Here is a 14231-nt window from a genome sequence, read left to right as displayed (position 1 = left end):
TCAATGGCTTTGCGCCGCTTGAAACAACAAACCCCGGGGAGATCCGATCTCCCCGGGGTTTGTTGTCTTTAGTGTTGAAATACAGGCTCGAGATATTCGTAGCAGCTGCTACAGGGACGGCGTTGTTGTCAGGCGAGCGGCGAGTGCCTTGGCCTGGCTCGCGACGTCGGTCACTGCGGTGCTTTCCCACCACATGCCGCGCAACGGTGGGCCCATGGCGAATAGACGGCTCGCGGCTTGTTGATCGGCGCCCAATACCGCGCCATCGACTGCCGCCGCAATCCCCAGCGCCAACGGCCCCGGCCGGACAAGTCCGCGGGCGAGCAGTTGCTGTGGCAGAGGTCGGGCGACGCGTCGCCAGTCGTATTCGATGCCGCTGGAATTGATCAATGCCGCGCCGCTGACAACGCTGCTTTCTGCTTCGCCTCGACGCCGAAGGCGGATGCTCACTGCTCCGTCCGCTGAGGGCTCCAGCCCTTTGAACGACGCCGCCTGAATCCGCAACCGCCCCTCTTTGTGCAACCGCGCCACCAGTTCGGCACTCAACGGCGGCGAGCGATGGTGATGACTTTCCCACCACGGCCGCACATGCCGCACGAACTGTCGACGCTGCACGTCCGTTGCCTGATTCCACAAACGGCCAATATGCGCGCGCACGGTGTCGAGCGGTGCCTGCCAGTCGATGCCTTGAGCGATGGCGTCCCGGCAATGCCGACGCAGCTCGCGCATCAACTGTCGCGGTGTACGAACGCTCTGATCCTCGGCGAGAAAATCCACCCAGGCCGGTGGCTGCCGACGTACATGAGGCAGCAAACCATGCCGCGAAAACACTTCGATCGGCCCGCGATGCCCGGCCTGTTCCAGCGACACCACTGCATCGACCATGGTCAGGCCCGAACCGATGATCAGTACGGTCGACTGCGGATCGAGTTGCTGCATGGCCGCGACGTCCCACGGATCAAGCGCCGCCGCGTTCAAGCCGCTGGACTCGGTCTGTGGCGTACGCGCAGCGGGGAACATCCCCGTGGCCAACACCGCATAAGCGCCCTGCAAGTGTTGCCCGTCGCTCAACGTCAGCAACACAGAATCGTCCCCGTTCTGCAGGTCAACCACCTCGGCCCGCACATGCTCGACCGTTGACCCGTTCAACGCCCCCACCGCTTGCGCTTCGGCCAAGCGCTGCTGCACGTACAGGCCGAAAATCCCCCGGGGCGGGAACAATTCGCTGACCGGCATTTGTTGCTCGTCAGACTCCGGCCAACCACCGGCCGCGATGTATTCGGTGAGCCATTGGGTCAGGTCATCGGCGTTGTCCGGATCGACGCTCATCCGCGCCGCATTGCCGTTGAGCGTATGGCCCAGTTCGACCGCGCTGTACGCCTCGCCCCGTCCCAGTTCGGCGCGGGGTTCGATCACCAGCACCTGGCGTTTGCCCGGCAGGCGCAGCAACTGCGCCGCCAGCATCGCGCCGCTGAGGCCGCCGCCGACGATCAGGATGTCCGCATGGCGGATGGCGTCGGTGGCCAGTCCGCTTTGGGTTTCAGTCATGGCGTTCTCACTGCTCAGTGTTTACCTAAATGGAAGTCATGCCGCCGATGCGTATTTGAGCGCCACAAAAATGTTTTGCTCGGCCATCAGGAAGCTCACCGACTCGGCGCGATTGAGCTGGGCGACGATCTCGAAAGTCTCCGGGACGATCATAGGCGCCAAAGCCATGGAAGGTTCGTCAAGCAGTACCAAAGTAGGACAGGAAAATATCGCTGACGAATCTTTGTATTGAGCCTCTGCGTTCGGCGTCTGTGGGCGATAGCTTCGGCGTGAGAATGGATGACGTGGGCGCTGCGAGAGGGTGAGACTGAAATTGTCATGGCGCGCCCCCGGCGACGGGTGAACACCCAAGAGCCAAGACAGAGGTCGTGCCAATTGATTTTTACCTATGTCAATGTTTTATCATAAACAACTAAATCGATTTGCAAGAGCACGCGAAACAAACTCCAGATTCACTGTTGCCAGTTAAACATTAATAACAGCAATTGTTCGACATCATCAGCGAAGTCGAACAACTGCTTTTGAGTAACTCGTCAAGAATGCAAAATGTCATACTCGGTTGATTCAGAGTAATCTGCGTTACCACCACCTTCAGCGTACAAGATATATGTAAACGCCTTATTCAGTCCTGTGTGATTCAATAAGCCGCTCCTTGGCACCAGGACTTTATAAAAACCGCTTTCTGGTTCCCCAACGGGTTGCTGGGCTACAACCTGGTCAGCAATTAACACTTCGATATTGCTATTAGGATTCGGATTTAGAGGTAGCGGAATGCGTGCGGTAGCGCCTTGAACCGGAACATTCGTCAGTTTGATTTCCTTTCCTACAGCCTCTTGGATTTCAAGCCGTTCCAATGCCATTTTTAAGTTTCCTTCCGTTGACGTTAGAAAAAGTTATTCTGCCCATCAGGCAAGAACTGTGAGCAGCGCGCTGAACTCCATTTGAAGAGCAATCGCGCGGCGCGTCTACTGTCATAAATAACAGGTATCTCATCATTTCCGATGAACGGTTACCAACTATCAGATCACCACATTTCGCACAAACCACGCCGCCCCCTCGTTGCGATAGGCACGGAGCTGTTGCTGGCAAACTTGTAGAAGTGGCCGGCAGCGATCAATCGCTGCTGCCCTGCCAACAGCCAGGCCTGCCTCACAAGCGCATCGACACGCCTAAATCGAGCACTTCGCTTTGTTGGAATGGATCGTCGACCCAATATCGAATCCGCATTCCCACACTGTTAATAAACGCGCAAGCAGGAATCACAAATAATGCCCCACCACCAGTAAGTGGGGTCGTTAATGTTTTGGAAGTGCCGCCATTGCTGTATTCGAGGGTCACCTGGATGCCCGGATAAACACCCCGGTTCAGTACAATCTTGACCTGAGCGCCGGCTAAGACATCTTCGAGAAAGACCATGTCACCGCAGGCCACCGGCAGTACGGGTGCAGGTAAAAGCGCTGACGACTTTCTGTGATGAATAGGCATACGTGAACCCAATGTTGAGGAGTGGACCGCCATCCGCCGGCGCACTCATCATTGTCTGGATCCAAAGCCAATCGTCTACTGTAAGAAGTAACAGGTCTATATATGTTTGATGTGGAATCAGCGCAGATCAAATCACCACATTACGCACAAACCGCGCCGCCACCGCCCCATCGTTGCGATAGGCGTGTGGCTGGTTGCTGGCGAACATGTAGAACTCGCCGGCAGCGATCTCATGGGGTGTATCACCCAGCATCAGGGTCAGGCAGCCTTCGAACACGTAGATCTGCTCACTCCAACCCTCGGCGTCCGGTTGCGACGGGTAAATTTCCCCCGGTTGCAGGCACCATTCCCACTGTTCCACTTCGCGGACAGCCGTGGCTTTGGATAACAAAACGGCTTTGCTGCCAGGAATTTTCCCGGCCCAGGCCACTTCGTTGATGCGGCTCGGGTCTCGGGCATCCGGGGCCTGGATCAGGTCGCTGAATGCGACATCCAGCGCTTCGGCCACGCGGTCGAGGGTGGTCAGGCTGACGTTCTTTTCGCCGGCCTCGATCGCCACCAACATCCGGCGGCTGACGCCGGATTTTTCCGCCAGCGTCGCCTGGCTCATGTCGGCGGCGTGGCGCAAGCGTCGAACGTTCTGGCTGACGTGCTGGAGGACCGAAGCCCGCTGGGTAGAATCTTTGTGCACTATATTGCTCACTTGATGGGGTTGGGCAGTATACTGCGCAACATTCGGCGCATTGTGCGTCCCCCTCAGGTAGCGCGCAAGGTCATGACGTCGGTGAATCCCCCTCACACTTCCTCCCGTTTCTCGCGGTTCAGCAAAGCCGAGTGCGTGCTGGTGCTGATCACCATGGTCTGGGGCGGCACCTTCTTGCTGGTGCAGCATGCGATGACGGTCAGCGGGCCGATGTTCTTCGTCGGCCTGCGCTTTGCCGCAGCGGCTATCATTGTTGCGCTGTTTTCCTGGCGGCATCTGCGGGACCTGACCCTGTTCGAACTCAAGGCCGGGGCCTTTATCGGTGTGGCAATCATGCTCGGTTATGGTTTGCAGACCGTCGGGTTGCAGAGCATTCCCAGCAGCCAGTCAGCGTTTATTACCGCGTTGTACGTGCCCTTCGTCCCGTTGCTGCAATGGCTGGTGCTGGGACGGCGTCCGGGGTTGATGCCGAGCATCGGGATCATGTTGGCGTTTACCGGGTTGATGTTGCTGTCGGGACCGGCCGGCGCTTCGTTCAATTTCAGCCCTGGCGAAATCGCCACGTTGATCAGCGCCGTGGCGATTGCGGCGGAGATCATTCTGATCAGCACCTATGCCGGCCAGGTCGATGTGCGACGGGTGACGGTGGTGCAATTGGCGGTCACCTCGGTGCTGGCGTTTTTGATGGTGGTGCCGACTCAGGAAATGATTCCGGATTTCTCATGGCTGCTGTTATGCAGCGCACTGGGGTTGGGCGCAGCCAGTGCGGCGATTCAAGTGGCGATGAACTGGGCGCAGAAGAGCGTTTCGCCGACCCGGGCAACGCTGATCTATGCCGGTGAGCCGGTGTGGGCCGGGATTGTCGGAAGGATTGCCGGGGAGCGGTTGCCGGCGATTGCGCTGGTGGGTGCGGGATTGATTGTGGCGGCGGTGATTGTCAGTGAGTTGAAGACCAAGGGTAAGGCTGTTACGCCTGAGACCGAGGGCGACCCGGAAGGCGAAGCCGAGCATTGATCGTTCCCACGCTCTGCGTGGGAATGCCTCAACGGACGCTCCGCGTTCGGCTCTAGAAGGGACGCGGAGCGTCCTGGGCTGCATTCCCACGCAGAGCGTGGGAACGATCAAAGTCCCCCCTTGGAAACAACGGGAATCAGGCTTTTTCCGCCTACCTTGTAGGATTCTGCGACAGCTTGGCGTTTGGTGATCCGGGAACTGGCACGTATGATGCTTCACAAACTTCCGCAGATTAGAAGCCTATGTCCCTGATAGTTCTACTGCTTCTGCCTTTTATCGGCAGCTGTCTGGCAGCCTTGCTGCCGCACAACGCGCGTAACACCGAATCTTTGTTGGCTGGCCTGGTTGCCTTGATAGGCACCGTTCAGGTCGCCCTGCTGTACCCGCAAATCGCCGATGGCGGCGTGATCCGCGAAGAATTCTTCTGGCTGCCCAGCCTGGGCCTGAACTTCGTCTTGCGCATGGACGGTTTCGCCTGGCTGTTCTCGATGCTGGTGCTGGGCATCGGCACTCTGGTTTCGTTGTACGCCCGCTACTACATGTCGCCGGACGATCCGGTGCCGCGGTTCTTCGCGTTTTTCCTGGCGTTCATGGGCGCCATGCTCGGGCTGGTGATCTCCGGCAACCTGATCCAGATCGTGTTTTTCTGGGAGCTGACCAGCCTCTTTTCATTCCTGTTGATCGGCTACTGGCACCACCGCGCCGATGCGCGACGCGGTGCTTACATGGCGCTGATGGTCACTGGCGCAGGCGGTTTGTGCTTGCTGGCGGGGGTCATGCTGCTCGGCCATGTGGTCGGCAGCTATGACCTGGACAAGGTCCTGGCCGCCGGCGATCTGATTCGCGCACATGCCCTCTACCCTATTCTGCTGCCCCTGATCCTGATCGGCGCACTGAGCAAAAGCGCACAATTCCCCTTCCACTTCTGGCTGCCGCACGCCATGTCGGCACCGACACCGGTATCGGCCTATCTGCACTCGGCGACCATGGTCAAGGCCGGGGTGTTTCTCCTCGCACGGCTTTGGCCGTCGCTGTCGGGCAGTGAACAATGGTTCTACATCGTCAGCGGCGCCGGTGCCTGCACCCTGTTGCTCGGCGCGTACTGCGCGATGTTCCAGAACGACCTCAAGGGACTGCTGGCTTACTCGACCATCAGTCACCTGGGCCTGATCACTCTGCTGCTGGGCCTGAACAGTCCGTTGGCCGCCGTGGCCGCGGTGTTTCACATTCTCAACCACGCCACGTTCAAGGCCTCGCTGTTCATGGCCGCCGGGATCATCGACCACGAAAGTGGCACCCGGGACATTCGCAAGCTCAGCGGCCTGATCAAGCTGATCCCGTTCACCGCCACCCTGGCCATGGTCGCCAGCGCTTCGATGGCCGGTGTGCCGCTGCTCAACGGCTTCCTCTCCAAAGAGATGTTCTTCGCCGAAACCGTGTTCATCAATGCCACGGCCTGGATCGAGATGACGCTGCCCATCGTCGCGACCATCGCCGGCACTTTCAGCATTGCCTACTCGTTGCGCTTTACCGTCGACGTGTTCTTCGGCCCGACCGCCACCGACTTGCCGCACACCCCACACGAGCCGCCACGCTGGATGCGCGCGCCGGTGGAGTTTTTGGTGTTCGCCTGCCTGGTCGTGGGAATTTTCCCGGCGCAGGTGGTCGGCCCGTTGCTGGCCGCGGCGGCCTTGCCGGTGGTAGGCGGCACCTTGCCTGAATACAGCCTGGCGATCTGGCACGGCTGGAACGCGCCGATGATCATGAGCCTGATCGCCATGTCCTGCGGCATCGTGCTTTATCTGCTGTTGCGCAATCAGCTCAAACTCGGGCGTTTCAAGTACCCGCCGGTCATTGGCCGGTTCAACGGCAAGCGCCTGTTCGAACACAGCCTGGTGATCATGATGCGCCTGGCCCGTCGTCTCGAGCGGCGGATCAGCACCAAGCGCCTGCAAACCCAATTGTTCCTGGTGGTGTTCGCGGCCGTGTTGGCCGGGTTGATCCCGATGCTCCACAGTAGCCTGAGCTGGGGCGACCGGCCGAAGATTCCGGGTTCGATCGTGTTCGTGACCCTCTGGCTGCTGGCGATTGCCTGCGCCCTCGGCGCGGCGTGGCAGGCCAAGTATCACCGTCTCGCGGCCCTGACCATGGTCAGCGTCTGCGGCCTGATGACCTGCATCACTTTCGTCTGGTTCTCGGCGCCGGACCTGGCGCTGACGCAATTGGCCGTGGAAGTGGTGACCACGGTGTTGATCCTCCTGGGACTGCGCTGGCTACCGCGCCGGATCGAAGAGGTCTCGCCGCTGCCGAGCACCCTGCGCAAGGCGCGCATTCGCCGTATCCGCGACTTGCTGCTGTCGACCGTGGTCGGTGGCGGCATGGCGCTGCTGGCCTATGCGATGCTGACGCGCCAAACGCCGAACGATATTTCCTCGTTCTACCTCAGTCGCGCCCTGCCCGAAGGTGGCGGCAGCAACGTGGTCAACGTGATGCTGGTGGACTTCCGCGGCTTCGACACCCTCGGTGAAATTACCGTGCTGGTGGCCGTGGCCCTGACCGTATTCGCCCTGCTCCGACGCTTCCGACCTCCGAAAGAAAGCCTGCAGTTACCGGCCCAGCAGCGGTTGCTGGCACCGGACGTGGTCACCGATCTGGTCAACCCGCGTCACGCCAGCGATACAGCGCTCGGGTTCATGATGGTGCCGGCGGTGCTGGTGCGTCTGCTGCTGCCGATCGCGTTCGTGGTGTCGGTCTACCTGTTCATGCGCGGCCACAATCAACCGGGCGGCGGTTTTGTCGCAGGCCTGGTGATGTCGGTGGCGTTCATCCTGCAATACATGGTCGCCGGCACCCAGTGGGTCGAAGCGCAAATGAGCCTGCGACCGCTGCGCTGGATGGGCACCGGCTTGCTGTTTGCCACGGTCACCGGGCTCGGGGCGATGGCCGTCGGGTATCCGTTCCTGACCACCCACACCTGGCATTTCGAACTGCCGGTGTTCGGTAACATTCACATCGCCAGTGCGCTGTTCTTCGATATTGGCGTGTACGCCGTGGTGGTCGGTTCGACCCTGTTGATCCTCACCGCCCTCGCTCACCAATCGGTACGGGGTCACAAGACCGCTGCCCTGCCTCGATCCGTCGCCATGCAAGGAACCGTCTGATGGAAGAAGTCATCGCAATCGCCATCGGCGTGCTGGCCGCGTCCGGGGTCTGGCTGATCCTGCGGCCACGGACGTTTCAGGTGGTGATGGGCCTGTGCCTGCTGTCCTACGGCGTCAATCTGTTCATCTTCAGCATGGGCAGTCTGTTCATCGGCAAGGAACCGAACATCAAGGACGGCGTCCCGCAGGATCTGTTGCACTACACCGACCCGCTGCCGCAAGCACTGGTGCTGACCGCCATCGTGATCAGCTTCGCCATGACCGCGTTGTTTCTGGTGGTGCTGCTCGCTTCCCGGGGCCTGACCGGTACCGACCATGTGGATGGCCGGGAGCCTAAAGAATGAATCTGATGCCGCACCTGATCGCTGCACCGATTCTGCTGCCACTGCTGACCGCCGCCCTGATGCTGATGCTGGGCGAAAAGCACCGTCCGCTGAAGGCCAGGATCAACCTGTTTTCCAGCCTGGTGGGGTTGGGCATTGCCGTGCTGTTGCTGCAATGGACTCAGGAGACGGACGTCCCCGGTTCCATCGGCGTGTACCTGCCGGGCAACTGGCAAGTGCCGTTCGGTATCGTGCTGGTGGTCGATCGGCTGTCGGCGCTGATGCTGGTGCTGACCGGGATCATCGGCGTCAGCGCCCTGCTGTTCGCCATGGCCCGCTGGGACGGCGCCGGTTCGAGTTTCCACGCGCTGTTCCAGATTCAGATGATGGGCCTGTACGGCGCGTTCCTGACGGGGGACCTGTTCAATCTGTTTGTGTTTTTTGAAGTGCTGCTGGCGGCCTCTTACGGCCTGATGCTCCACGGTTCGGGTCGGTCGCGGGTGTCGTCGGGACTGCATTACATTTCGATCAACCTGCTGGCCTCGTCGCTGTTTTTGATCGGCGCGGCGCTGATCTACGGCGTCACCGGCACCCTGAACATGGCCGACCTGGCGTTGAAAATTCCACTGGTGCCGGAAGCCGATCGCGGCCTGTTGCATGCCGGCGCGGGGATTCTGGCCGTGGCGTTCCTGGCCAAGGCCGGGATGTGGCCGCTGAACTTCTGGCTGGTGCCGGCCTATTCCGCAGCGAGCGCACCGGTAGCGGCGATGTTCGCGATCATGACCAAGGTCGGCGTCTACACCTTGCTGCGTCTGTGGACCCTGCTGTTCTCCGGTCAGGCTGGCGCGTCGGCGTACTTTGGCGGCGACTGGCTGATCTACGGCGGCATGGCGACCATCGTCTGCGCCGCCGTGGCGATTCTCGCCGCACAACGGCTTGAGCGCCTGGCCAGCCTGAGCATTCTGGTGTCCGCCGGGATTCTGCTGTCGGCCATCGGTTTCGCCCAGCCGAACCTGATCGGCGCGGCACTGTTCTACCTGGTCAGCTCGACCCTGGCGTTGAGCGCGTTGTTCCTGTTGGCCGAGTTGATCGAGCGTTCGCGTTCGGCCAATGAAATGCCGTTGTTCGATGACGGCGATCTGCCGCGACCGATGGAATCCTTGCAGCCGCCCAAAGGCATCAACCTCGATGACGAGCAGAAAGCCGTGGTCGGCCAGGTGATTCCCTGGACCATGGCTTTCCTCGGGTTGAGCTTCATTGCCTGCTCGCTGCTGATCATCGGCATGCCGCCACTCTCGGGATTCATTGGCAAACTCGGCTTGCTCAGCGCCCTGCTCAATCCGCTGGGCCTGGGCAATGGCAGCGATGAGCCGATCTCGAACGCCGCGTGGGGCTTGCTCGCGTTGCTGATCCTGTCCGGGCTGGCGTCGTTGATTGCCTTCTCGCGCTTGGGCATCCAGCGGTTCTGGACGCCCGAGGAGCGGCCTTCACCGTTGCTGCGACGTTTCGAATGCGTGCCGATCATTGCGCTGCTGGGGTTGAGCATTGCGCTGACCTTCAAGGCTGAACCGCTGCTGCGCTACACCCAGGCGGCCGCCCAAACCTTGAACAACCCGCAGCAATACGTGATGGCGGTGCTCGGTACCCGTGCGATTCCAAGCCCGGAAGCCAAAGCCGCGGTAGCGGAGCTGACACCATGAAGCGTCTGTTTCCTGCTCCCTGGTTGTCGCTGGCCCTGTGGTTGCTGTGGCTGGTGCTGAACCTGTCGATGAGTCCCGGCAATCTGCTGCTGGGCGCGGTGCTGGGGTTCTGCGCGCCGTTGATGATGCGCAAACTGCGACCACTACCGATCCGCATTCGTCGGCCGGGGGTGATTGTACGTTTGTTCTTTCTGGTCGGGCGCGATGTGGTGGTGTCCAACGTCGCCGTGGCCTGGGGCGTGCTCAACGCCGGCCGCCGACCACCGCGCTCACGCTTCATCAAGGTGCCGCTGGACCTGCGCGATGCCAACGGCCTGGCCGCGTTGTCGATGATCTGCACCGTGGTCCCCGGCACGGTCTGGTCGGAACTGGCGCTGGATCGAAGCATCCTGCTGCTGCACGTCTTCGATCTGGATGACGAAGCGCTGTTCATCCAGCACTTCAAGGCGACCTACGAGCGCCCCTTGATGGAGATCTTCGAATGAGCGCCTTGCTGTCGAACGCAATCCTGCTGAGCCTGTTCTTCTTTTCCCTGGCGATGATTCTGACCCTGATCAGGCTGTTCAAGGGGCCGTCGGCCCAGGACCGGGTTCTGGCGCTGGATTATCTGTACATCATCGCGATGCTGATGATGCTTACGCTGGGCATTCGTTATGCCAGTGACACTTACTTCGAGGCGGCGCTGCTGATTGCGCTGTTCGGCTTCGTCGGTTCGTTTGCCCTGGCGAAATTCCTGCTGCGCGGCGAGGTGATCGAATGAGCGCTGAACTGTCTCTGTGGGTTGAAATTCCGGTGGCAATCCTGCTGGTGCTCAGCAGTCTGTTTGCGCTGATCGGCGCCATTGGCCTGGTGCGGATGAAGGACTACTTCCAGCGCATGCACCCGCCGGCGCTGGCGTCGACCTTGGGCGCCTGGTGCGTGGCGCTGGCCTCGATCATTTATTTTTCGGCACTCAAGTCCGGGCCGGTGCTGCATGCCTGGCTGATTCCGATTCTGTTGTCGATTACGGTGCCGGTGACCACGCTGTTGCTGGCGCGGGCGGCGCTGTTTCGCAAGCGTATGGCGGGGGATGATGTGCCGGCCGAGGTGAGCAGTCGGCGCACGGAGAGCGGGAGTTAAACGCGAAAAAAGATCGCAGCCTCGTTTCACTCGACAGCTCCTACAGAGGAATGCATAACCTATGTAGGAGCTGTCGAGTGAAACGAGGCTGCGATCTTTTGATCTTGCATTACCTCAGATCAAATCCAGGCGACTGCCAACAACCCCGCCCCCAACACCACGCACAACGGCGAATAAGCCCAGGTGTCGAGTCGGGCAAACTTCGAGTCCTTCACCTGCTTGAAGAACCCCATCAGATGCGAGTCGCCGATCGCCCTGGCGAACATCAGCATTGCAATCGCGCTGATCACCCATTGCAGCGACCAGTGATGCACCGCCGGCAGATACAGGCCGACTCGCATGCACACCAGCATCGCAATCAGCAGCAACCCGACCGCCACCAGTAACGTGGCAAAGCCTGAAGGCTTGAAGGCCGGCCGGGCTTGCGCGCTGTCCTCTGCGGATATTCGCGGGACCGCCGCCTCGCTACCCAACTTGCCGCCCGCCGCCCAATACAGGTGGATCAGACTGATCAACAGGAAGATGGCAGCCATCCATTGCGCGATCAATAGGCTCATGTTCGGACTTCCAGCGTGAAATGTCGCAGCACAATGAACTTCCTTGAACGATTTTGTAAGGGTATTCGTCAGCAATGGCGCACGGCCATCAGCGCTGATCGATGACTTTGCGTCGCCATGGCCCATCCTTTACTTCAATTTTGCGGACACCTTGTCGGCCACATCCTTGGGCACCCAGGCCTGCCACACGTCCGGGTGCGCCTTCATGTACGCCTGCGCCGCCTGACGTGGCGGAGTGTGCTTTTCGCTCATCTCGGCCAGCGCCTTGTTCAATGAATCGATTGGCAAGTCGACCTTGCTGAAGAACTCGGCGATCTGCGGATACTGCTTCTGGAATGGCGTCGACACACCGATGGACAATTTCGAGGGCAGCGAGCGTGTCGGTTTCGGATTCGGGTTGTCGGCGTCGGTCAGGGTTTTCCAGGCATCAGCGTCGAACGGCGGCTCTTCAAGCTGAATCAGTTTGAAGCGGCCGAGCAAAGGGGTTGGCGACCAGTAATAGAACAGCACCGGTTTGCCGCGCCGAATCGAAGAACTGATCTCCGCATCCAGCGCTGCTCCTGAACCGCTGCGGAAATTCACATAGCTGTCGTCCAGCCCATACGCCTTGAGTTTCTGTTTGTTGACCACTTCCGACGTCCAGCCGATCGGGCTGTTGAGGAAGCGCCCCTTGCCCGGGGTTTCCGGATCACTGAACACGTGCTTGTATTTCGGCAGGTCGCTGACACTGCGCAGGTCCGGCGCCAGCGGCTTGATGCCTTTCGCCGGGTCGCCTTTGATCACGTATTCGGGCACCCACCAACCCTCGGTGGCGCCCTTGACCGTATCGCCCAGACTCGCGACTTTGCCTTCAGCCTCAGCCTTGACCCAGACCGGACTGCGACCGGCCCATTCTTCGCCAATCACCTGAATGTCATTGTTGGCCAGTGCGGTTTCCAGGGTAATCGTCGTCCCCGGCAAGGTATCGGTCGGCAGCCCGTAGCCCGTCTCGACGATAATCCGCAGGATATCGGTGATCAGGCTGCCACTTTCCCAGTTCAGGTCGGCGAAGTGGATCGGCGCCTGGGCAGCGAACCCCGGAACGGGTGACACCAACAATCCGAAAGTGGCCAGGGTAGCGGCCAGCAACCGTCGAAATCCGTTCATGCTTTTGCACCTCGTGCTGTTCACAGCAATAGCGGGATGGCCTGGCAGAAGACCGCAAAGCCTCTGAATACTCAGTCAACTGACTGTAGTAGAGGTTCCTGCTTTCGAGGGAGGTCAATCAATTTTCGGAAAGTTCCTGCAAGTGCGCCAACGCTCTTCGTACCATGCTGGCGTACTCCGCCGGACGCAACGTATAGATCTGTGACGCCACCCAACCCAGCCATGCACCTTGCAAAACAGCCTTTTGGTCGAACAGTCGCTGGGCTTCGGCTTGCGCACGGGCCTGGTGCAGTTCGTGGAAGTCGACGCGGGCCAGGGTCACTATTCGCTGGCCTTGAAGGTCACCAGTTCCCCTTTGCGCCACTTGGCAGCCTTGGCGGTCACGGCTTTCAAGGTTTTGGTCAGGCCTTCCTGCAACTGTTGGTGAGCGGCGAACACCATCACCACGCCATGACCTTCCTTGAATACGATCCCGTGGCCATCAGCGGTGGTGACGAACGCGTAATCACCCAGGCCGTACACCGTCAGTTTGATTTCACGGAACTTGATGTCCAGCTTGCCGCCTTCGCGACTGGGTAATACGGAGGCGCTGAAATGATCGCCGACCTTGAGCTTAAGCCCTGGTTTGTCATCGACCACCAACGCCTCTTCGGTGTCGATCTCGGCAATATAAATGCCTTCAGCGCTCTGTTCGGTGATGTAAACAAAACGTGACTGGAACTGTTTAACCAGCTTTGCGCGCAAATCACCCAGCACGAACAAAGCATGCATATCGAGATTACTTACTGCCAAGGAAACATCCCCACATTTGAAAATGATGCTGCACGCAGGAAAACAGCGCACAGCAGAAAAAAGCGGCAATGCCGAAGGTGTCGCAAAAAGACCCGGGTTGAAATCCTGAAACGAGCAGAGGGCTCATCCATCGCGAGGCTTGAGAAGACTACTGGAACCACACTCACGTCGTCTTGCCCGGCGTTCGTCAGAGGTTGAAGGAAAAATCCCTTCCGACGGCCAGAAAAACGGGACTACCAACCTTAGGGAAAAATCTCTTTAACAAAAGCACTTTTCCGACATATCGCCAGCAAAAAATTGCTTTAGATGAACATCGATCGCCAGACACTCACGGTGATTCTAGAGCAGCGATGCTCATCGAGACTACCCAAAACCACGTACGCACGTCGGTAAAACAACGAAAAGGACTTCATATGTGCACGCTGACACATTTTGCTTACCCTCAGGCGCCTGACACGAACAGCTCGACGCCCCTGCCCCCCGGGATGTTTCAACCGTATGAATACTACCCTGAACAGCTTGCCCGGCCACGCTTTCAGGTCATTCTGGCCGGCAATGCCTTTTTTCATATCAAGGAAATTTCCACCGGCCGCGTCAGAGGTTTCCGCGGCAATCATAACGACGCCTGTGCCCTTGCCCGCTCGCTCGAGTTACGCGGTTGACGGTCCCGCCACGTTCATTTC

General features: G+C 59.7%; 16 protein-coding genes and 1 pseudogene. 8 read left to right on the top strand and 9 right to left on the bottom strand.

Features of this window, described 5'->3' with window-relative positions:
- Positions 1–108: 108 nt before the first annotated feature.
- The 5 genes and pseudogenes from BLW70_RS16605 to BLW70_RS16585 all read right to left on the bottom strand — a co-directional run bounded on the left by BLW70_RS16605 (position 109) and on the right by BLW70_RS16585 (position 3724).
- Positions 109–1548 carry an FAD/NAD(P)-binding protein gene (locus tag BLW70_RS16605; protein ID WP_074875669.1) on the bottom strand — a complete coding sequence of 480 codons (1440 nt, stop codon included), beginning with the start codon at positions 1546–1548 and terminating at the stop codon, positions 109–111.
- A gap of 39 nt (positions 1549–1587) precedes the next feature.
- A pseudogene (locus tag BLW70_RS16600) lies at positions 1588–1752 on the bottom strand (ABC transporter ATP-binding protein); the annotation flags it as partial.
- A 329-nt stretch (positions 1753–2081) separates the two neighbouring features.
- Entirely contained in the window at positions 2082–2408 is a 327-nt protein-coding gene (locus BLW70_RS16595) for a hypothetical protein (RefSeq protein WP_074875667.1), read from the bottom strand.
- 289 nt (positions 2409–2697) lie between these two features.
- Entirely contained in the window at positions 2698–3033 is a 336-nt protein-coding gene (locus BLW70_RS16590) for a hypothetical protein (RefSeq protein WP_139273392.1), read from the bottom strand.
- Positions 3034–3160: 127 nt separating this feature from the next.
- Entirely contained in the window at positions 3161–3724 is a 564-nt protein-coding gene (locus tag BLW70_RS16585; RefSeq protein ID WP_074875665.1) for a helix-turn-helix domain-containing protein, read from the bottom strand.
- Positions 3725–3739: 15 nt separating this feature from the next.
- Between BLW70_RS16585 and BLW70_RS16580 the strand changes: the two genes are divergently transcribed.
- The 7 genes from BLW70_RS16580 to BLW70_RS16550 all read left to right on the top strand — a co-directional run bounded on the left by BLW70_RS16580 (position 3740) and on the right by BLW70_RS16550 (position 11053).
- Positions 3740–4750, top strand: a complete 1011-nt coding sequence (locus BLW70_RS16580; protein ID WP_174553783.1) for a DMT family transporter — start codon at positions 3740–3742, stop codon at positions 4748–4750.
- A gap of 242 nt (positions 4751–4992) precedes the next feature.
- A complete protein-coding gene (locus BLW70_RS16575) occupies positions 4993–7911 on the top strand; it encodes a monovalent cation/H+ antiporter subunit A (RefSeq protein WP_074875663.1) in 2919 nt (972 codons plus the stop codon).
- A complete protein-coding gene (locus BLW70_RS16570) occupies positions 7911–8255 on the top strand; it encodes a Na+/H+ antiporter subunit C (protein ID WP_007935994.1) in 345 nt (114 codons plus the stop codon). The genes BLW70_RS16575 and BLW70_RS16570 overlap by 1 nt, the downstream gene beginning before the upstream one ends.
- Complete coding sequence (locus BLW70_RS16565; RefSeq protein WP_074875662.1) at positions 8252–9934, top strand: monovalent cation/H+ antiporter subunit D; 1683 nt, start codon at positions 8252–8254, stop codon at positions 9932–9934. Before BLW70_RS16570 ends, BLW70_RS16565 begins: the two co-directional genes overlap by 4 nt.
- A complete protein-coding gene (locus tag BLW70_RS16560; RefSeq protein WP_074875661.1) occupies positions 9931–10419 on the top strand; it encodes a Na+/H+ antiporter subunit E in 489 nt (162 codons plus the stop codon). The genes BLW70_RS16565 and BLW70_RS16560 overlap by 4 nt, the downstream gene beginning before the upstream one ends.
- On the top strand, positions 10416–10694 hold the full coding sequence (locus BLW70_RS16555) for a K+/H+ antiporter subunit F (RefSeq protein ID WP_074875660.1): 279 nt from the start codon (positions 10416–10418) through the stop codon (positions 10692–10694). Before BLW70_RS16560 ends, BLW70_RS16555 begins: the two co-directional genes overlap by 4 nt.
- Positions 10691–11053: a Na+/H+ antiporter subunit G gene (locus tag BLW70_RS16550; protein ID WP_033057651.1), complete on the top strand. Its 363-nt coding sequence runs from the start codon at positions 10691–10693 to the stop codon at positions 11051–11053. Before BLW70_RS16555 ends, BLW70_RS16550 begins: the two co-directional genes overlap by 4 nt.
- A 119-nt stretch (positions 11054–11172) precedes the next feature.
- On the opposite strand, the gene BLW70_RS16545 is transcribed toward BLW70_RS16550, so the two are convergent.
- The 4 genes from BLW70_RS16545 to BLW70_RS16530 form a co-directional block, all read right to left on the bottom strand.
- A complete protein-coding gene (locus BLW70_RS16545) occupies positions 11173–11610 on the bottom strand; it encodes a DUF3995 domain-containing protein (protein ID WP_074875659.1) in 438 nt (145 codons plus the stop codon).
- 129 nt (positions 11611–11739) lie between these two features.
- On the bottom strand, positions 11740–12756 hold the full coding sequence (locus BLW70_RS16540; protein WP_074875657.1) for an ABC transporter substrate-binding protein: 1017 nt from the start codon (positions 12754–12756) through the stop codon (positions 11740–11742).
- A gap of 118 nt (positions 12757–12874) precedes the next feature.
- Positions 12875–13078: a hypothetical protein gene (locus BLW70_RS16535; protein WP_074875655.1), complete on the bottom strand. Its 204-nt coding sequence runs from the start codon at positions 13076–13078 to the stop codon at positions 12875–12877.
- The gene (locus tag BLW70_RS16530) at positions 13078–13548 is read right to left on the bottom strand and encodes a hypothetical protein (protein ID WP_074880620.1); all 471 of its coding nucleotides are present in this window, start codon (positions 13546–13548) and stop codon (positions 13078–13080) included. Before BLW70_RS16530 ends, BLW70_RS16535 begins: the two co-directional genes overlap by 1 nt.
- A 413-nt stretch (positions 13549–13961) precedes the next feature.
- On the opposite strand from BLW70_RS16530, the gene BLW70_RS16525 reads away from it, so the two are divergent.
- Complete coding sequence (locus BLW70_RS16525; protein WP_074875653.1) at positions 13962–14210, top strand: hypothetical protein; 249 nt, start codon at positions 13962–13964, stop codon at positions 14208–14210.
- The last annotated feature ends 21 nt before the right edge of the window (positions 14211–14231 follow it).

It is taken from the genome of Pseudomonas frederiksbergensis (assembly GCF_900105495.1).
Classification (GTDB): Bacteria; Pseudomonadota; Gammaproteobacteria; order Pseudomonadales; family Pseudomonadaceae; genus Aquipseudomonas; species Aquipseudomonas frederiksbergensis.
This window is presented reverse-complemented; position numbering and strand designations above follow the sequence as displayed.

Bases quoted from the DNA above. Each gene is read 5' to 3' on its own strand.
- BLW70_RS16605 (WP_074875669.1), bottom strand. From the start codon at position 1,548: ATGACTGAAACCCAAAGCGGACTGGCCACCGACGCCATCCGCCATGCG.
- BLW70_RS16595 (WP_074875667.1), bottom strand. From the start codon at position 2,408: ATGGCATTGGAACGGCTTGAAATCCAAGAGGCTGTAGGAAAGGAAATC.
- BLW70_RS16590 (WP_139273392.1), bottom strand. From the start codon at position 3,033: ATGCCTATTCATCACAGAAAGTCGTCAGCGCTTTTACCTGCACCCGTA.
- BLW70_RS16580 (WP_174553783.1), top strand. From the start codon at position 3,740: ATGGGGTTGGGCAGTATACTGCGCAACATTCGGCGCATTGTGCGTCCC.
- BLW70_RS16575 (WP_074875663.1), top strand. From the start codon at position 4,993: ATGTCCCTGATAGTTCTACTGCTTCTGCCTTTTATCGGCAGCTGTCTG.
- BLW70_RS16570 (WP_007935994.1), top strand. From the start codon at position 7,911: ATGGAAGAAGTCATCGCAATCGCCATCGGCGTGCTGGCCGCGTCCGGG.
- BLW70_RS16565 (WP_074875662.1), top strand. From the start codon at position 8,252: ATGAATCTGATGCCGCACCTGATCGCTGCACCGATTCTGCTGCCACTG.
- BLW70_RS16560 (WP_074875661.1), top strand. From the start codon at position 9,931: ATGAAGCGTCTGTTTCCTGCTCCCTGGTTGTCGCTGGCCCTGTGGTTG.
- BLW70_RS16555 (WP_074875660.1), top strand. From the start codon at position 10,416: ATGAGCGCCTTGCTGTCGAACGCAATCCTGCTGAGCCTGTTCTTCTTT.
- BLW70_RS16550 (WP_033057651.1), top strand. From the start codon at position 10,691: ATGAGCGCTGAACTGTCTCTGTGGGTTGAAATTCCGGTGGCAATCCTG.
- BLW70_RS16545 (WP_074875659.1), bottom strand. From the start codon at position 11,610: ATGAGCCTATTGATCGCGCAATGGATGGCTGCCATCTTCCTGTTGATC.
- BLW70_RS16540 (WP_074875657.1), bottom strand. From the start codon at position 12,756: ATGAACGGATTTCGACGGTTGCTGGCCGCTACCCTGGCCACTTTCGGA.
- BLW70_RS16525 (WP_074875653.1), top strand. From the start codon at position 13,962: ATGTGCACGCTGACACATTTTGCTTACCCTCAGGCGCCTGACACGAAC.